The sequence below is a fragment of the Bacillus sp. ISL-75 genome (assembly GCF_018613095.1).
Genome location: NZ_JAGGQX010000009.1, coordinates 168,473 through 185,953 on the forward strand (window position 1 = coordinate 168,473; position 17,481 = coordinate 185,953).

19 protein-coding genes are annotated in these 17,481 nt (G+C 39.0%); all 19 read right to left on the reverse strand.

The window, feature by feature from the left end:
• Positions 1 to 80: 80 nt before the first annotated feature.
• A complete protein-coding gene (gene sucD / locus J7E63_RS03150) occupies positions 81 to 983 on the reverse strand; it encodes a succinate--CoA ligase subunit alpha (protein WP_215010238.1) in 903 nt (300 codons plus the stop codon).
• Between the two features lie 22 nt (positions 984 to 1,005).
• Positions 1,006 to 2,166 (reverse strand): ADP-forming succinate--CoA ligase subunit beta, encoded by a 1,161-nt coding sequence (sucC, locus tag J7E63_RS03155; protein ID WP_215010239.1) that lies wholly within the window; start codon positions 2,164 to 2,166, stop codon positions 1,006 to 1,008.
• Positions 2,167 to 2,491: 325 nt separating this feature from the next.
• Positions 2,492 to 3,259 (reverse strand): ribonuclease HII, encoded by a 768-nt coding sequence (locus J7E63_RS03160; protein WP_215010240.1) that lies wholly within the window; start codon positions 3,257 to 3,259, stop codon positions 2,492 to 2,494.
• A gap of 96 nt (positions 3,260 to 3,355) precedes the next feature.
• The gene (sdaAA, locus tag J7E63_RS03165; RefSeq protein WP_215010241.1) at positions 3,356 to 4,261 is read right to left on the reverse strand and encodes an L-serine ammonia-lyase, iron-sulfur-dependent, subunit alpha; all 906 of its coding nucleotides are present in this window, start codon (positions 4,259 to 4,261) and stop codon (positions 3,356 to 3,358) included.
• 30 nt (positions 4,262 to 4,291) lie between these two features.
• Positions 4,292 to 4,954, reverse strand: a complete 663-nt coding sequence (gene sdaAB / locus J7E63_RS03170; protein WP_215010242.1) for an L-serine ammonia-lyase, iron-sulfur-dependent subunit beta — start codon at positions 4,952 to 4,954, stop codon at positions 4,292 to 4,294.
• A 130-nt stretch (positions 4,955 to 5,084) separates the two neighbouring features.
• Entirely contained in the window at positions 5,085 to 5,948 is an 864-nt protein-coding gene (ylqF, locus tag J7E63_RS03175; protein ID WP_215010243.1) for a ribosome biogenesis GTPase YlqF, read from the reverse strand.
• Positions 5,949 to 5,968: 20 nt separating this feature from the next.
• Positions 5,969 to 6,526, reverse strand: a complete 558-nt coding sequence (lepB, locus tag J7E63_RS03180) for a signal peptidase I (protein WP_088086366.1) — start codon at positions 6,524 to 6,526, stop codon at positions 5,969 to 5,971.
• Positions 6,527 to 6,746: 220 nt separating this feature from the next.
• On the reverse strand, positions 6,747 to 7,091 hold the full coding sequence (gene rplS, locus J7E63_RS03185) for a 50S ribosomal protein L19 (protein WP_215010358.1): 345 nt from the start codon (positions 7,089 to 7,091) through the stop codon (positions 6,747 to 6,749).
• A 145-nt stretch (positions 7,092 to 7,236) separates the two neighbouring features.
• Positions 7,237 to 7,977 (reverse strand): tRNA (guanosine(37)-N1)-methyltransferase TrmD, encoded by a 741-nt coding sequence (gene trmD, locus J7E63_RS03190; protein ID WP_215010359.1) that lies wholly within the window; start codon positions 7,975 to 7,977, stop codon positions 7,237 to 7,239.
• Entirely contained in the window at positions 7,977 to 8,495 is a 519-nt protein-coding gene (gene rimM, locus J7E63_RS03195; RefSeq protein ID WP_215010244.1) for a ribosome maturation factor RimM, read from the reverse strand. The genes trmD and rimM overlap by 1 nt, the downstream gene beginning before the upstream one ends.
• A gap of 12 nt (positions 8,496 to 8,507) precedes the next feature.
• Positions 8,508 to 8,894, reverse strand: coding sequence for a YlqD family protein (locus J7E63_RS03200; RefSeq protein ID WP_215010245.1), 387 nt, complete (start codon positions 8,892 to 8,894; stop codon positions 8,508 to 8,510).
• A gap of 148 nt (positions 8,895 to 9,042) precedes the next feature.
• The gene (locus tag J7E63_RS03205; RefSeq protein WP_088086362.1) at positions 9,043 to 9,273 is read right to left on the reverse strand and encodes a KH domain-containing protein; all 231 of its coding nucleotides are present in this window, start codon (positions 9,271 to 9,273) and stop codon (positions 9,043 to 9,045) included.
• 13 nt (positions 9,274 to 9,286) lie between these two features.
• Positions 9,287 to 9,559 carry a 30S ribosomal protein S16 gene (rpsP, locus tag J7E63_RS03210; protein WP_215000338.1) on the reverse strand — a complete coding sequence of 91 codons (273 nt, stop codon included), beginning with the start codon at positions 9,557 to 9,559 and terminating at the stop codon, positions 9,287 to 9,289.
• A gap of 292 nt (positions 9,560 to 9,851) precedes the next feature.
• On the reverse strand, positions 9,852 to 11,204 hold the full coding sequence (ffh, locus tag J7E63_RS03215) for a signal recognition particle protein (protein WP_215010246.1): 1,353 nt from the start codon (positions 11,202 to 11,204) through the stop codon (positions 9,852 to 9,854).
• 12 nt (positions 11,205 to 11,216) lie between these two features.
• Complete coding sequence (locus J7E63_RS03220; RefSeq protein ID WP_215000334.1) at positions 11,217 to 11,549, reverse strand: putative DNA-binding protein; 333 nt, start codon at positions 11,547 to 11,549, stop codon at positions 11,217 to 11,219.
• Positions 11,550 to 11,644: 95 nt separating this feature from the next.
• A complete protein-coding gene (gene ftsY / locus J7E63_RS03225; protein ID WP_168242757.1) occupies positions 11,645 to 12,631 on the reverse strand; it encodes a signal recognition particle-docking protein FtsY in 987 nt (328 codons plus the stop codon).
• A 17-nt stretch (positions 12,632 to 12,648) separates the two neighbouring features.
• Positions 12,649 to 16,215: a chromosome segregation protein SMC gene (smc, locus tag J7E63_RS03230; RefSeq protein WP_215010247.1), complete on the reverse strand. Its 3,567-nt coding sequence runs from the start codon at positions 16,213 to 16,215 to the stop codon at positions 12,649 to 12,651.
• Positions 16,216 to 16,270: 55 nt separating this feature from the next.
• Positions 16,271 to 17,011 (reverse strand): ribonuclease III, encoded by a 741-nt coding sequence (rnc, locus tag J7E63_RS03235; protein WP_168242755.1) that lies wholly within the window; start codon positions 17,009 to 17,011, stop codon positions 16,271 to 16,273.
• Positions 17,012 to 17,181: 170 nt separating this feature from the next.
• Positions 17,182 to 17,415 carry an acyl carrier protein gene (acpP, locus tag J7E63_RS03240; RefSeq protein ID WP_026566432.1) on the reverse strand — a complete coding sequence of 78 codons (234 nt, stop codon included), beginning with the start codon at positions 17,413 to 17,415 and terminating at the stop codon, positions 17,182 to 17,184.
• Between the last annotated feature and the right edge of the window lie 66 nt (positions 17,416 to 17,481).

Here is a 17,481-nt window from a genome sequence, read left to right on the forward strand (position 1 = left end):
GCCTCCCTATAGATATAAAATTAGAATAAATAGCCCCTCGTTTTTGAGGGACTATCTGAAATTATCTAGTTGCACAATTATTAGTGGGTTTTACACTTTTCGTACAAACCTTGTTCTTTTAATACTTCAATTAATGTGTCACCCATCACAGATGGAGTGTCAGCTACTTTAATACCGCATTCGTTCATAACGCGGATTTTTTCATCTGCAGTACCTTTACCACCTGAAATAATCGCACCTGCGTGTCCCATACGTTTTCCTGGAGGCGCTGTACGTCCACCGATGAAGCCAACAACAGGCTTGTTCATGTTTGCTTTAACCCACTCAGCTGCTTCTTCTTCGGCAGTACCGCCGATTTCACCAATCATAATAACAGCATATGTTTCAGGATCTTCATTAAATGCTTTTAATACATCGATGAAGTTTGTTCCGTTAACAGGGTCGCCGCCGATACCAACAGCAGTTGTTTGGCCTAATCCAGCTTGTGTTAATTGGTGAACCGCTTCGTATGTTAATGTTCCAGAGCGTGATACAACACCTACATGGCCTTTTGTATGGATATAACCAGGCATGATGCCAATTTTACACTCATCAGCTGTAATAACACCAGGACAGTTTGGACCGACTAAGCGAGTCTTTTTACCTTCCATATAACGCTTAACTTTAACCATATCTAATACTGGAATATGTTCAGTGATACAGATAGCAAGATCCAATTCTGCATCAACCGCTTCGATAATCGCATCTGCAGCAAATGGTGCCGGTACGTAAATAACGGATGCAGTTGCACCAGTTGCTTCAACAGCATCTTTAACCGTGTTAAAAACAGGCACACCTTCTACTTCCAACCCGCCTTTTCCTGGAGAGGTACCGCCAACAATCTGTGTACCATATTCAAGCATTTGCTTTGTATGAAACAGGGCTGTTGATCCTGTAATCCCTTGAACAATTACCTTTGTATCTTTATTAATAAAAACGCTCACGTTAATTCCCCTTTCTTCGATCCTATTTCACTAATGAAACGATTTTTTGTGCACCGTCAGCCATGGATTCAGCAGCAATAATGTCTACACTTGACTCTGATAGGATCTTCTTACCTAAGTCAACATTTGTTCCCTCTAAGCGAACAACAAGTGGAACACTAAGTCCAACCTGCTTAGCTGCTTCTACTACACCCTCAGCAATAACATCACACTTCATGATTCCACCAAAGATATTGACGAAAATACCTTTTACGTTTGGATCAGAAAGGATAATTTTGAATGCCTCTGTAACCTTTTCAGCTGTCGCGCCGCCCCCAACATCAAGGAAGTTTGCGGGATCGCCGCCGTAATGTTTAATAATATCCATCGTTGACATAGCAAGTCCTGCGCCATTAACCATACAGCCAATGTTTCCATCTAAAGCAACATAGCTTAAATCATATTTAGATGCTTCAATTTCCTTTGCATCCTCTTCTTCAAGGTCACGGTACTCTAGTACATCTTTCTGACGATATAAGGCATTTGAGTCAAAGTTCAATTTTGCATCAAGTGCCATTACCTTACCGTCACCTGTAACAACGAGGGGGTTGATTTCCGCAATCGAGCAATCTTTCTCGATATAGGCATTATACAAAGCCGTCATAAATTTTACAGTTTGATTAATTAATTCTTTTGGAATATTAATATTGAACGCAATTCGACGAGCTTGGAATGGCTGTAATCCGACGACTGGATCAATTTCTTCTTTAAAAATTTTCTCTGGAGTCTTTTCAGCAACCTCTTCGATTTCCGTTCCGCCTTCTTCAGATGCCATTAGGACAACACGTGAAGTAGCGCGGTCTAATACTAAACCAACATAATATTCTTTTTTGATGTCACAGCCTTCTTCAATAAGCAGGCGCTTGACTTCTTTTCCTTCAGGACCTGTTTGGTGTGTTACAAGTGTTTTGCCGAGGATTTCGCTTGCATATGTACGAACCTCATCAAGGTTTTTCGCAACTTTAACACCCCCGGCTTTCCCCCGTCCGCCAGCATGGATTTGTGCTTTTACCACACAAACCTGTGTGCCTAGTTCTTTTGCTGCTTCCACTGCTTCTTCTACAGTGAATGCTACTTTTCCATTCGGAACTGCTACCCCGTATTTTCTGAGGATCTCTTTCCCTTGATACTCATGGATATTCATTTCCCATCCTCCTATTCAAACTCTTCTAAAAACTGACTCCGTTTTCATTTTATATAATGACAGTTACCTTGTCTACCATTATGCTAAAAAATTATATACATCTTAAAAATATTCAGAATAATCAATCGTTTGTTTTGAATAAATCAAGGGAATCTACACCTTATTTGGTATAATTTGTTTTCTACAATAATAAAAAAACAAGCAGTGCCTGTTTTTTATTATTGTGTTTTTAAGTATTTAAGGTCTGTTAAACTAGCTGTTGATTTCCGCTCCAATCAACTTGGCTATAAAATCAAATTAACAATGACCTTTAACACAGACAATTTTAAATATAATCTTTGACTGGTGCGAAACTTTTTCTGTGATAAGAGGTTATTCCGTGTTTTTGGATGGCTTCGATATGTTCCTTTGTTCCGTAGCCCATGTTCTGTTGAAATCCATAGACTGGATAGGTCTGTGAAATTTCCTTCATCAAATCATCTCTTGCTACTTTCGCTATAATCGAAGCGGCGGCGATAGAGATACTTTTTGAATCACCCTTAATAATAGATTCAGAGGTAAAGGGGGTTTCCAGCTTCATGGCGTCAATAAGCAATAAATCCGGCTTTGGATCTAAGGATGAGATGGCAGATTTCATTGCTTTTTTTGTAGCTTCATAAATATTAATTTCATCTATTTCCTTGGCATGGATCATTGCAATACTGAAGGCAATCGCTTCTTTTCTAATAATCGAATCGAATTCCAAGCGTTTTTTTTCAGAGAGCTTCTTAGAGTCGTCTATCCCTGCTAAGTAAAAGTCTTTTGGCAAAATGACAGCTGCTGCAACCACCGGACCTGCAAGCGGCCCTCTACCCACTTCATCGATACCGGCAATCTTCTCATATCCTCTTTTGCGCCATTTAAGCTCATAGACATTCATTTCAACAAACTTTTCTTTTAGTCGATGATTCTCCGCAAATTTCTTAATCCATCTATGTACCAGCTGTTGGACACCCTTCCGCTCATCTTGAAGAATACCCAACAAGAACGGATCAGTATCTACTGAGATATTTTCTAATTGTCGTTCAATTTCTGCGATTGTTAATTGTTTCATCTTATCACCCATTGTAATTGTTATCTTGGTCGTTATGTTAAAAAACAACAAAATAACACCCATATTTTTGATGAACTTGGGTGTTATTTCATTCCGTTATGATCTCACTAAGTCTTTTAGTTTGAATGTTTTGCTTGTGCCAAAAATTTCTTGTTCAAGTCTTCTTCCTGTCGGTGTCGCTGCAAGACCACCTTCCGCTGTTTCCCTTAAGGCAGATGGCATGGATTGGCCAATTAAGAACATCGCATGAATGACTTCATCGCAGGGGATTCTGCTTGTAATGCCAGCAAGTGCCATATCCGCTGCCGTGATGGCATTGGATGCACCCATTGCATTTCTTTTCACACAAGGAACTTCAACTAAGCCTGCTACAGGATCACAAACTAATCCAAGCATATTCTTCAATGTGATTGCCATCGCTTCTGCAGCCTGCTTAGGTGACCCACCAGCCAATTCTACAATCGAAGCTGCAGCCATACCACTTGCAGAGCCTACCTCTGCTTGACATCCCCCTGCTGCACCAGAAATAGAGGCATTATTTGCGACAACAAATCCGAAAGCCGCTGAGGTAAATAAAAATTCAATCATTTCTTGTCGGGTTGGATTTAATTTTTCTTTTACTGCAAATAATGTACCTGGTACGACACCTGCTGAACCAGCTGTTGGCGTTGCACAAATTACGCCCATTGCAGCGTTCACTTCATTGGTCGCCACCGCTTTACTGACGGCATCTAATAAAATGGTCCCCCCCAGTGCCTTGCCACTTTTAATATAGTTTTGGAGCAATACTGCGTCTCCACCGGTAAGGCCTGTATGTGAGTACACACCGTTAAGTCCTCTTTCCACTGCTTGTTCCATAATCGTTAAGTTCTTATCCATTTTAGCAATTATATCTTCTCTAGAAAGGCCGGAAACTTCTATTTCTTGCCGGATCATAATTTCCGCTATTTTTACTTGATTGCTCTCTGCCAACTGAACAAGTTCTGCTACATTTCTAAACATAATGACACCTCCCGCTGGCTAATTAATGGTCTATTCCACCATACGAATAATTTGCGATACACTTGAAAGTTGATGTAGTTCCTCTATCACTAATTCATCAATTTTCTGATCAACTTCAATAACCATTAAAGCCATTTCTCCTTTTTCTAATCGAGAAACTTCCATATGACCAATATTTATTTGATTTTTTGATAACACACTTGTTACTGCTGAGATAATACCAAATCGATCTTGATGAACAACCAAGATTGCGGGATGTTCACCGGAAAGCTTCAACGGAAAGGAGTTTAACTCTGTTATCTCAATCGTACCCCCGCCAATTGAAATCCCAACTAATTCGAGTTCGTTATCATCATTATATAAATTAATTTTTACGGTATTGGGATGATCCATCACAGCCTCTTCAATAGAAAAGATCACCTCTAAACCCATTTGTTTTGCTATTTCTAAGGATTGTGGCATCCTTCCATCAAAAGTATCAAAATCTAACAGCCCTGCCACTATGGCAAAGTCTGTTCCATGTCCCTTATAGGTTTTTGCAAATGAACCGTACAATGAGATGATGGCTTTCTTCGGCAGCTGACCAAATAAGGTTCTTGCTACCCTGCCAATTCGCGCTGCGCCTGCGGTATGAGAGCTAGATGGTCCAATCATGACGGGACCAATAATATCAAATGCAGATCGATATTTCATTTAGAACGCTCCTTTACTTTCACTCAATTTATTTTACAAGATATACGGCTAAAATGCCTACAATAAATAGTGGTAAATTATTACATAAAAAAGACTCTCCGCCTAGGAGAGCTTAAGCTATATTTTTTCTTTATTCAACCAAAAAATCAGTCGGTCGTTCAAATGTAATCCGACCAAACTTTTCTGACCTAATTTCCTTGATGACCAATTCTGAAACCTTATCATAATCAACGATACCACCAGCCATAAGACATCCACGCAGTACTCCTATTTTGTCAAACATCTCTACAACATCCTCAGGAAGGGTATCAAGATTGTACCGTTCTTTTAAACGATCTGGATATGCTCGTTCTAAATACTTAAGAGTATAGACAGTAAGATCCTGAAGATTTAATAACGTATCTTTGATTGCGCCTGTAACGGCAAGTTTTTTGCCGACTTCTTGGTCCTCAAATTTTGGCCATAAAATCCCCGGGGTATCAAGCAGTTCCATTTCCTTCCCCACTTTAATCCATTGTTGGGCCTTTGTTACACCAGGCGTATTTCCTGTTTTAGCGATATTTTTCTTTGCCAATCGATTGATTAACGTTGATTTACCAGCGTTAGGAATTCCAACTATCATCGCTCGGATCGCTCTTGGATTATTGACACCTCTAGCTCTTAAACGGTCAAACTTTTCCTTCAATATTTCCTTTGAAGCATTGGCAATGTCTCTCATGCCTTCTCCCGCATGAGAATTTATTGCGAGTGCCTTAATACCTTTATTCGCAAAAAACTCAATCCATTCCCTTGTTGCTTCTTTATCAGCCATGTCAGCCTTATTTAATAAGACAAGCCTTGGCTTATGCTGAATGATTTCATCTATCATCGGATTTCTCGAGGAATAGGGAATCCTCGCATCCACTAATTCAAAAATAATATCTACTAATTTTAACTTTTCCGTGACCTCTCTGCGAGCCTTAGCCATATGGCCTGGAAACCATTGGATCGTCATGCTTGGCCACCTCCCAAACTCTATTTCACTGTTACGATATGTGCATCATTTAACGGCCAGTAAACGAAACTGGTTTTACCGATAATTTTATCATAGGAAATGGTCCCAATATGCCGACTATCTTTACTGAAGCGGCGATTGTCGCCCATAACAAACAATTCACCTTCCGGAACTGTTTTACGTCCTATTTTTTCTTCCAAGGTAAATGGATCTGTTAACGGTCCATCCTCTACTTCTTTTTTATATTTATCCAAATATGGCTCTTTATACGCTTTTCCATTAACATATAATGTATCATCTTTATACTCAATTGTGTCGCCAGGCAATCCAATCACGCGCTTTATGTAATCCTTTTGTTCTGGTGCATGAAAGACAATGATATCAAATCGCTTTGGCTCACCAATATTATAACTAAACTTATTTACAATCATTCGATCCTGATCCTTCAATGTCGGCATCATCGATAAACCATCGACAACGATTGGAGCAAAAAGGAAGTACCGGATAACTGCAGCTAATATGACAGCAATCAAAAGGGCCTTTGTCCATTCCCAGAGTTCATTTTTCTTTTTTGTCATAACAATCCCCGCCATTCTCCGTAAAAAAATGTTTTATAAAATTTATTTTACATAATTTCAATAATTTTAACACGATGGGATCATATTTTTAATCAAACTTTAATAATTTGTTAAAAAATCAGCACCAATTTATAAACTCATAATTTAATATTACAAGGGCATCAAATCGATTATATAAAAAAAAGAGCCTGCTCCCGAGCAAGCTCTTTTTCTTTTCATATTATCGAATCTCTTTAATTCTTGCTTTTTTACCACGAAGGTTACGCAAGTAGTAAAGCTTAGCACGGCGAACTTTACCGCGACGAAGTACTTCTAGCTTCGCAATTTTTGGTGTGTGTACTGGGAAAGTACGCTCAACGCCTACTCCGTAAGAAATTTTACGAACTGTAAAAGTTTCGCTAATTCCACCACCACGACGCTTAATTACAACACCTTCAAATAACTGAATACGCTCACGAGTACCCTCGACAACCTTAACGTGTACACGCACAGTGTCACCAGGACGGAAAGTAGGAAGATCAGTACGAAGTTGTTCTTTTGTAATTTCTTCAATCAATTTTTGCATCGTTTTCAACTCCTTCCAACAGACGCTCATGCACATCAAACTCTTAATTATATTGCAGCGGAACATCGTTATAAGACCACAATCTGATTCATATCAGCTCAAGTCACAAGTAGTATCATACCATAATCGCTAAACTCGCGCAATACTACTCGTATTCTTTTTTTACTTCTTTAAGCCATTTTTCCTGTTCATTCGTCAATTCTATTTTCTCAAGTAGGTCTGGACGTCTTAAAATTGTTCGCCGTAACGCTTCTTTATTACGCCATTCTTCTATTAATTTATGATTACCTGATAATAGAACTTCTGGAACCTTTAGTCCCCGGAAATCAGCAGGTCTTGTGTAGTGAGGATGCTCAAGCAGTCCTGTGCTGAAAGAGTCCTTCATATGAGATTCTTGATTTCCCAGCACTTCTGGTAAGAGTCGGACTACACTATCAACGATAACCATCGCACCAAGTTCACCGCCAGTTAAGACATAATCACCAATTGAGATTTCATCTGTTACTACATGTTCACGAATTCGTTCATCATAACCCTCGTAATGCCCACAGATAAAAATCAAATGCTCTTCCTTTGCCAATTCCTCCGCTTTCCGCTGCTCATATCGTTCACCCTGCGGACAAAGAAGAATCACCCGTGGATTCGTACCTTTTGCTTTTTCCTTGAGGGCTGTTACAGCATCAAAAATGGGCTGCGGTTTTAATACCATACCAGCTCCGCCGCCGTAGGGATAATCATCTACCGTTGAATGTTTATTATCAGCAAACCCGCGAAAATTGACGACGTTATAGTTGACCGCAGATTTCTCAGCAGCCTTTTGCAAAATCGATTGTCCCAGTACCCCGGTAAACATCTCCGGAAATAAGGTGAGAATATCTATTTGCATCATGAAAGTAATCCTTCGATTGGATCGATTAGTATGACTTTTTCTTTCACATCTACTTTCTTGACCACATCATGGATATAAGGGATTAGTATTTCTTTGCCGCCTTTACCTTTAACCACCCAAACGTCATTGGCACCAGGAGATAGAATTTCAGAAACTTTTCCAAGCTCCTCGCCTTTTGTTGTAGCAACAAGGCATCCAATAATCTCATGGTAATAAAATTCATCCTCATTTAATGCACCAAGCTGTGTTTCAGGTACTTTTAGAATTCCATCCCTAAACTTTTCTACTTCATTGATATTGTTATAACCTTCAAATGTAAGTAATTCAAAATTTTTATGGGTTCGGCGGCTTTTAACTGTTAGTTCAATCGGCGAACTAGAATTAGGCATAAACAAATATAATACATTTCCTGCCTTATAGCGTTTCTCAGGGAAGTCAGTCTTTGATATAACTCGGACTTCACCCTTTAGCCCCTGTGTGTTGACAATTTTTCCGACATTAAACCATTTTTCCATAGCTTTACACCTCTAGCGTATATCTTCTATTATTCCGTCTTTTATGATAATTGTAGGTTGCCCAATCCGCCCGTCCCATATGTCACCTATCTTAATTTCAACGAGGGCTTGTACTTCCTTTTCCTTTAACTCACTGCCTAATGGCAGCATATGTAATTGTTCGATTTGAAACTCAATTAGCTTTTCTTTTTCCAAACGTTTATTGATTTCTTTTTCAAAATGATTCTTTATTGCTCCAGGTGAATATCCCTTGTTTTTTTCCAAACGCTTCAACTCAAATTGAAGCTGACTAATCTCCCTTTGATACTGCAGCTTTTGTGCCTCGTAATGGTCAGCTAATTTTTTCTTACTATTTTCCGTTAGAATTTGTTTTACCACAACAGTTTGAATGATTTGCAAAGAAATGCCTCCCTCGTTCATTGAACTTTGAGAACTGTCTAGCTCCAGCGCCCGGCGGCTAGTGAGACTTCGCTAAACGGGCGCTTCTGCTTTTCTTATAGCAAAAAAGGGAGGAAATAATTCCTCCCTTTTATCTAGATGCAAAAAGCTATTCACCAATTTCTAGAAAAATTTTCTTTTGTTGTGATGATCCTGCTGCATAAACAACAGTTCTAATGGCCTTTGCAACGCGCCCCTGCTTACCGATAACTTTTCCCATATCTGTTTTATTAACAAATAACTGATAGGTTACACGGTTGTCATCTTCCACGACATCCACACGAACGTCTTCTGGAAAATCAACTAGGGGCTTAACAATCGTTTCGACTAATTGTTTCATCGTCGTCCCTGAGTTACTTACTTAATTTTGCATTATGGAATTTTTCCATGATGCCTTGATTAGAGAAAAGGTTACGTACTGTATCAGATGGTTTAGCACCGTCTTGTAACCATTTAAGAGCTAATTCTTCGTTGATGTCAACCTTAGCTGGTTGTGTAACTGGATTGTAAGTTCCTACAATCTCAATGTAACGTCCATCACGTGGTGAACGAGAATCTGCTACTACGATACGATAGAAAGGAGTTTTGTTTGCTCCCATACGTTTTAAACGAATTTTTACTGCCATTTTAAATAAGCACCTCCGAATAGTTTCACACAAGATAGTATAATATCAATTCTTTTATAGTTTGTAAAGTGTTTTTTCTTTACATACATTATTACCAAAAATCACCAAAATAAAACAGTTAAAAATTTGAACTTAGTTGACTGTCTAGCTACAGCGCCCAACGGCTAGTGGCCTTCGCTCTCCGCCTTACGATAAGTCAACATCGAATCGCTATCGCTCTCCGTGTTTCCTTTATCTCAGTTGGAGCGCTCCAGTCCATACGCCGCTAAACGGGCGCTTCCGCTTTTCGATTTTAAAACGGCTTGAAAGGAAGTTTAAATCCACCTTTTTTCTTACCTTTTTGCTGCATTCCAGTCATTTGTTTCATCATTTTTTTCATATCTTCAAACTGTTTTAACAAACGGTTTACTTCAGTTACAGAACGACCGCTGCCTTTGGCAATTCGGTTTTTCCGTTTGGCGTTCAAGATTTCTGGATTATTTTTTTCAAGAGTCGTCATTGAACGGATGATTGCCTCAACATGAGCAATTTGCTTTTCATCGATTTGAAGATTATTTAACCCTTTAATCTTGTTTGCACCAGGCATCATCTTTAATAGTTCATCAAGCGGACCTAAATTACGAACCTGTCCAAGCTGATCCAAAAAATCCTCCAGCGTAAACGTAGCTGTCCGCATTTTTTGTTCCAACTCTTTAGCCTTTTCTTCATCAACATTGGCCTGTGCCTTCTCAATCAACGTCAGCACGTCACCCATACCAAGGATTCGAGATGCCATTCGTTCAGGGTGAAAAGGTTCAAGTGCATCTAACTTTTCGCCTAAACCGACAAATTTAATTGGTGTTTGCGTTACTGCGCGAATTGAAAGTGCAGCCCCGCCTCGGGTATCTCCATCCAGCTTTGTTAACACAACTCCAGTTAGTCCAAGCTGTTCGTTAAAGCTTTGGGCCACATTGACTGCGTCTTGACCTGTCATGGCATCAACGACTAGGAAGATTTCATCAGGTTTTGTCAGTTCTTTAATGTCCTTTAACTCACCCATTAATGCTTCATCAACATGAAGACGGCCGGCAGTATCAATAAGGACATAGTCATGGTGCTCTTCTTTTGCTTTCGCAATGGCTTGCTTTGCAATTTCCACAGGGCTTACTTGATCACCAAGTGAGAAAACTGGCATGTCTAATTGTTTTCCCAGTGTTTCAAGTTGTTTGATTGCAGCAGGACGATAAATATCTGCAGCAACAAGCAATGGCTTACGGTTATACTTTTTACGAAGCAAGTTGGCAAGCTTTCCGGATGTTGTCGTTTTACCAGCACCCTGTAAACCGACCATCATAATGACCGTTGGCGGACGATTTGACACCGCGATTTTGCTTTGTTCTCCACCCATCAATTCCGTCAATTCTTCATTAACGATTTTAATAATTTGTTGTCCAGGTGTTAAGCTTTTCAGTACTTCCTGCCCAACGGCACGTTCACTGACCTTTTTCACAAAATCTTTAACAACCTTGAAGTTTACGTCTGCTTCTAGTAAAGCTAGACGTACTTCACGCATCATTTCTTTTACATCCGCTTCTGAAACTTTCCCTTTTCCGCGGATTTTTTGAATTGTATTTTGCAGTCGGTCGGCTAATCCTTCAAATGCCATTCATGCCGCCTCCTAATCTAAATTCTCCAACTCGGCAACAGCTTCTAACATTGCCTGCTTTGAAGGGTGATCCTCATTGAGCAATTCTTTTACATTTCTTAAAAGTTTGCTGCGCTCTTGAAATTTCTGAAATAATAGCAGCTTTTCCTCATACTCCTCGAGCATTGCCTCTGTCCGCTTGATATTATCATAAACGGCTTGGCGGCTTACATCATACTCTTCGGCGATTTCTCCTAAAGAGTAATCATCTAGATAATAGAGAGACATATAGCTTTGCTGCTTTGGGGTTAACAACGAATGGTAAAAGTCATAAAGATAGTTCATTCGTGTCGTCTTTTCAAGCATGCAATCCCCTCCAATGCGCATGTTAAGTGAAAAGCCTTTACATAAGTAGTTTACAAGGTCAGAGATTATCTGTCAAGATAATACCTTTACATCAATTAATCTGCTTTTTCCACTTCATCTGCAAATAAACCATACACATATTTTTCCGCTTCAAATTCTTGAAGGTCATCCATTTTTTCGCCAAGACCAACAAATTTCACAGGAATTTTTAATTCATTGCGGATAGCAAGGACGATTCCACCTTTTGCCGTTCCGTCTAATTTTGAAAGAACAATTCCACTAACGTTTGTCACTTCTTTAAAGGTTTTTGCCTGGATCAGGGCGTTTTGACCAGTTGTTGCGTCAAGGACTAAAATCACTTCGTGAGGGGCACCGGGAATTTCTTTTTCTATCACACGTTTTACCTTTTCAAGCTCCTTCATTAAATTTACTTTGTTTTGCAAGCGGCCAGCAGTATCACATAACAAAATATCTGTTTTTCGAGATTTAGCTGCCTGTATGGCATCGTACATAACCGCGGCAGGGTCCGACCCTTCCGATTGCTTAATAACATCGACGCCGACTCTTTCTCCCCAGACTTCAAGTTGTTCAATTGCACCAGCACGGAAAGTATCTCCTGCTGCTAATAATACTTTCTTTCCTTCATTCTTAAACTTGTACCCAAGCTTACCGATTGTTGTTGTTTTTCCAACCCCATTTACCCCTACAAATAGAATGACGGTCAGCCCGTCCTCTTGAATATTTAATTTTGAAGATTGTTCTTCACCCGCATTGTAGATATCAACCAACTTCTCGGATATTACACTTTGTACTTCCTGTGGGTCTTGGATGTTCCGGCGTTTAACTTCCATTTTCAACTCTTCAATCAGTTTCATCACTGTATCAAAGCCTACATCCGCCTGGATCATGATTTCTTCTAATTCTTCAAAAAAGTCTTCATCCACTTTACGGTACCTAGCAACAAGGTCGTTTACTTTTCCTGAGAAATTATCCCTTGTTTTTGTAAGACCTTCCTTAAATTTCTCTGTCACCGTATCGGTGGATTTTGTGATTTTTTCTTTTAATTTTTTAAAAAAACTCATTTTTTCACTTCCTAATTTTAAGATTCAACAAGCTCTTTTGTTTCCTCTAAGCGAACAGATACAAGCTTTGAAACACCTGATTCTTGCATAGTTACCCCGTAAAGCACATCTGCTTCCTCCATTGTTCCTTTGCGGTGGGTAATCACAATAAATTGCGTCTCCTTACTATATCGTTTTAAGTATTGGCTGAAGCGTTGGACATTGGCTTCATCCAATGCTGCTTCTACCTCATCAAGGATACAGAACGGAACGGGCCGTACCTTTAAAATAGAAAAAAGAAGCGCAATCGCAGTTAATGCACGTTCACCACCTGATAATAAACCTAAATTTTGCAGTTTTTTACCCGGTGGCTGCGCAACAATTTCGACACCTGTATTTAACAAATCACCTGGTACAGTTAGCACGAGGTCGGCTCTCCCACCACCAAAAAGAGTTCTAAATACCGGTTCAAAATGTTCACGAATTCCATTAAAGGTCTGTTCAAAGCGTTTTTTCATTTCTTCATCCATTTCGTCAATAACCTTATAAAGGGTTTCTTTAGCTTCCTGGAGATCGTTCTTCTGTTCATTTAGGAACTCATACCGTTCTGAGACACGCTCATACTCTTCAATCGCACCAATGTTGACATTTCCAAGTTCTTCAATGGCCAGTTTGATAAGTTTGACCTTTTTTCTCGCTTCTTCAATCGATATCGTTAATGGATATTGTACCTTCGCACCTTCAAACGATAAAAGATATTCTTCTCTTAACCGTGCAAAACGGTTTTCAAGATCGACATCCAAGCGGTTGATTTTTACTTCCTCGTCTTTTAAAACAACAATCATTCCTCGGTGGAGTCTTTTTAGTTCTTTAACTTCCAATTCTAAGTCTTCTAAGGCCGACTTTAAGGACAATCGTTCTTCTCTTCTAACCGTAATTAACTGTAATGCCGCTTCTTTATCCTGTTGTTTTCTAATTGCAGCAGTTTCTAACTGTTCTTCACCTGATGAACTGTTTGTCATTTCTGAACTTAACAGATAAAAATCTTCTGTATAAAGAGCATGCTTTTGTTCACTCTCTTCTAAATCTGTTTGCAGAAGTGTCAACCGTTCTTTTGTGCTCATATACTGTTCATTTTTAGAAGCAAACGCTACTTTTAAATCATTTATTTCAATAGTTAGAGTCTCTTTTGAGGTCAAATCACTCGACTTTTGTTCGGTAAGCTTCGCAATTTGCGCATCAAGCTCATCTATCGTTTTTTTGTATGTCTCCATTGCAATGGCTAATTCTTTTTTTCTATTTATTAAGGTTGTTTTCTCATCAGAAAATTGCCCTTTTTCAAGGTCATAAATAGCTAAACGTTCATTGATATTTTTTTCTTCGAGCTCTGCTTGGCGAAGGTCACCCTTCAAAGAAAGTTCATTTAATCTCAACTCTTCGCCATCTTTGCGCATTTCTTCAAGTTGTTTTTCTGAACGATGAACGTCTTCTTTTAATGACTTTACAAGTTGTTCTAGATGGATCGTTTTTTCTTCCATCACAACTAACTTCTCTTTTAATTCCTCAAGTTCGCCTTTACGAGTTAATAAGGATGAGTTTTTTTGTTTAATAGCACCACCTGTCATTGAACCGCCAGGATTAACGATATCACCATCAATCGTTACCAAACGGCCGCGGTATTGAAGAAGTTTCGCTAATTCATTGGCGCCTTTTAAGTCTTTTGTAATGACAACATTCCCAAGCAGACTGCTCATAACCTCCGAGTACTTTTGATCAAATTTAACAAGACTTACGGCTGTTCCAACAAAGGATGGATGATTTTGGATGGAAGCTATTTGCGCGGAAGACAACGGTCTTCCCTTAATGACATTTAACGGTAAGAAGGTTGCACGACCAAAAGAATTCTGTTTCAAATATTGGATTGCTGTCCGCCCATTTTGTTCATTATCAACGACGATATGCTGCAAAGCCCCGCCAAAGGATGTTTCTAATGCAGTTTCATACTGTTTCGGAACAGTCACAAGCTCGGCAACCGCTCCCTCAATTCCCTTTAAGTTTTTCCCACGTGCTTTAAGAATTTCTTTTACTCCCTGAAAAAAGCCTGAATAATCTTCTTCCATTTCTTCGAGCATTTCTTTTCTTGACTTTGCCTGTTGGAGAATTTGGTATGCCTGATAGAGTGTCTTTTCTTGTTTTTGATAATTATTTCTTGTGGACTCAAGCTTATGCTGCTTTTCTCGAAAAGCTCCTACTTGATCTTCTATTTTTTGTTGTACTTCGTCTAATGCTGATTGGATCGCAGCTTTTTTATCCTTGGCAATTTGCCGTTCCTCAATAAACTTGTCATTCTCAACATCAAGTCGTGAACTTCTTCTTTCCTGCTGTTCCAGCTGCTGTTCAATGTATTTCAATTCATTTTTTGCGCCCGCTTGATCGTTTAGCCATTCGATATATTCACTTTTTAAACTCTCTATTTTATCCTCAATATTTTCGGTGAATAACTGCAGTTTCGCCTGTTTTCCCTTTAATTGAGTTTGTAATTCCGTGACCTGCTTTCCAAGATCCTCGGCAGACATTGAAAGGATGTCGCGATTCATTTTTAGCTGGCTAATTTTTTCCGTTAATTCCGAAATGTTCGTTTGAAGCTGTTCTTTATTTTGTGAAGCATTTTTCTTTCGTTCTTTTAAGACTTCTTTTCGGCCTTCCAGTTTTTCTAACTCCTCTGTAGCATGAAGAAGAACATTCTGCAGGTCGGTGATTGACTCATCAAATGCTGTCATTTGATCTCTTTTTTCAACTATTTTTGCTTCCTTTACTTGCAACTCAGAAGAGATCTTAAGTTCTTCCTCCTGGTGTTCGTTCAACAGTTTGGAAAGGCCCTCCCATTTTTGATGAAGATCTTCAATTTCATACACTGTTAAGGCAACTTCAAATTTTTCAAGTTCCTCTTTCTTCTCCAGAAAATCTTTTGCCATCGAGGCCTGAATTTTTAATGGTTCTACTTGGCTTTCAAGTTCGTGTAAAATATCATTTACACGGTTTAAATTGTCTTGTGTTTCAAACAGTTTTACTTCTGCTTTTTTCTTTCGATGTTTATACTTTAGTACTCCAGCTGCCTCATCAAATATGGTTCTTCGTTCTTCTGCTTTACTATTTAAGATTTCTTCCACTTTTCCTTGGCTAATTATCGAAAATGCTTCTCTTCCCAGCCCAGAATCCATGAATAAGTCGATAATATCTTTAAGTCGACACTGTTGCTTATTTATCAAGAATTCACTGTCCCCTGAACGGGACACTCTCCTTGTGACACTTACTTCGTTATAATCAAGTGAAACGCCTTGATCCTGATTATCTAATGTTAAAGTAACTTCAGCAAAATTTAGGGGTTTTCTGGTATCGCTCCCCCCAAAAATAATATCCTCCATTTTACTGCCTCTAAGCGATTTGGCCGACTGTTCACCCAATACCCAACGAATAGCATCGGTAATATTACTTTTCCCACTGCCATTTGGACCTACCACAGCCGTTACGCCTGGAACAAAATCAACTCCAATACGATCAGCGAAGGACTTAAAGCCAATAATGTCCAACCGTTTTAAAAACATTTCTAAATCCTCCCTATGCATACAAGCTGGACTACTTGCAAACATTTTGTCATTTCTAAGTTGTTTTTTCCTTTAATATGTCGAGAGCCATTTGGGCGGCATGTTGTTCGGCTTCCTTCTTTGATTTTCCCGTACCTACACCTAATTCCTTGCCATTCAACGAAACTTTCGATACAAATTCTTTATTATGGGCAGGCCCTATTTCTTGAAGAACACGATATTCAATAGCGCCTGTCCCATCCCGTTGAATGAGTTCCTGTAACTGGCTTTTATAATCCATCACATGAGAAAAAGCACCGGCATTAATTTTAGGAAAAACTATTTTCTCGAGAAATTTAATGACTGTTTCAATTCCTTGGTCCAAATAAAGAGCTCCAATGAACGCTTCAAAAACATCTGCTAGTAAGGCGGGACGCTCTCTTCCGCCTGTCATCTCTTCCCCTTTACCCAACAAAACTAATTTTCCGAAGTTCAGTTCGTTGGCAAATGATACAAGAGATGGCTCGCAAACAATTGCAGCCCGAAGTTTCGTCAATTCTCCCTCTGTCATCGTAGGATATTTTTTGTATAGGAATTGTGAAACAGTTAACTCAAGAACGGCATCTCCTAAAAACTCAAGCCTTTCATTATCTTCAAAAGGCTTTCTTCGATGCTCATTCACATAAGATGAATGAGTAAAAGCTTGTTTTAATAATTTCTCGTTTTCAATCGTAATCCCAATCGTATTTTGAAAACCCTTAAATAGATTTTCTTTTGCGCGATTATTTAAATCTTTTTCATTATTATTTCTGCGCATATAAAACGTCTCCACCTTGCATTAAATAATTTACACACCACTCAAGTATAAGTTTAAAAAAAGTATTTAGCAAAACGCAAAGAAACTTGGCATCACAGTTGGAAGCCAAGTTCTATTTTACAGAATAAAGCTCCGTTTGAAAACGGAGCTTTTGTGAATAAATCCAACGATTACTTCGTGCTTTGTATGTAATTAACAGCGTCACCAACTGTGCTAATTTTTTCAGCATCATCGTCAGAAATTTCCATATCGAACTCATCTTCTAATTCCATAACTAGTTCAACTACGTCAAGGGAATCAGCTCCAAGATCATCTTTGAATGAAGCTTCAAGTTTAACTTGAGATTCATCCACGCCTAAGCGGTCAACGATGATTTTTGTTACACGTTCTAATACCTCTGCCATGCCTGTTCACCTCCCCTCAAGCTATTATAGAGTATTTCAACAAAATAATACACTAAGTTTTTATTA

What these genes read in the sequence shown, in the direction of transcription:
- sucC (WP_215010239.1), bottom strand. Translation starts at nt 2,166, where the DNA reads ATGAATATCCATGAGTATCAAGGGAAAGAGATCCTCAGAAAATACGGG.
- J7E63_RS03160 (WP_215010240.1), bottom strand. Translation starts at nt 3,259, where the DNA reads ATGAAACAATTAACAATCGCAGAAATTGAACGACAATTAGAAAATATC.
- sdaAA (WP_215010241.1), bottom strand. Translation starts at nt 4,261, where the DNA reads ATGTTTAGAAATGTAGCAGAACTTGTTCAGTTGGCAGAGAGCAATCAA.
- sdaAB (WP_215010242.1), bottom strand. Translation starts at nt 4,954, where the DNA reads ATGAAATATCGATCTGCATTTGATATTATTGGTCCCGTCATGATTGGA.
- ylqF (WP_215010243.1), bottom strand. Translation starts at nt 5,948, where the DNA reads ATGACGATCCAATGGTTTCCAGGCCATATGGCTAAGGCTCGCAGAGAG.
- lepB (WP_088086366.1), bottom strand. Translation starts at nt 6,526, where the DNA reads ATGACAAAAAAGAAAAATGAACTCTGGGAATGGACAAAGGCCCTTTTG.
- rplS (WP_215010358.1), bottom strand. Translation starts at nt 7,091, where the DNA reads ATGCAAAAATTGATTGAAGAAATTACAAAAGAACAACTTCGTACTGAT.
- trmD (WP_215010359.1), bottom strand. Translation starts at nt 7,977, where the DNA reads ATGCAAATAGATATTCTCACCTTATTTCCGGAGATGTTTACCGGGGTA.
- rimM (WP_215010244.1), bottom strand. Translation starts at nt 8,495, where the DNA reads ATGGAAAAATGGTTTAATGTCGGAAAAATTGTCAACACACAGGGGCTA.
- J7E63_RS03205 (WP_088086362.1), bottom strand. Translation starts at nt 9,273, where the DNA reads ATGAAACAATTAGTCGAAACGATTGTTAAGCCCCTAGTTGATTTTCCA.
- rpsP (WP_215000338.1), bottom strand. Translation starts at nt 9,559, where the DNA reads ATGGCAGTAAAAATTCGTTTAAAACGTATGGGAGCAAACAAAACTCCT.
- ffh (WP_215010246.1), bottom strand. Translation starts at nt 11,204, where the DNA reads ATGGCATTTGAAGGATTAGCCGACCGACTGCAAAATACAATTCAAAAA.
- J7E63_RS03220 (WP_215000334.1), bottom strand. Translation starts at nt 11,549, where the DNA reads ATGCTTGAAAAGACGACACGAATGAACTATCTTTATGACTTTTACCAT.
- ftsY (WP_168242757.1), bottom strand. Translation starts at nt 12,631, where the DNA reads ATGAGTTTTTTTAAAAAATTAAAAGAAAAAATCACAAAATCCACCGAT.
- smc (WP_215010247.1), bottom strand. Translation starts at nt 16,215, where the DNA reads ATGTTTTTAAAACGGTTGGACATTATTGGCTTTAAGTCCTTCGCTGAT.
- rnc (WP_168242755.1), bottom strand. Translation starts at nt 17,011, where the DNA reads ATGCGCAGAAATAATAATGAAAAAGATTTAAATAATCGCGCAAAAGAA.
- acpP (WP_026566432.1), bottom strand. Translation starts at nt 17,415, where the DNA reads ATGGCAGAGGTATTAGAACGTGTAACAAAAATCATCGTTGACCGCTTA.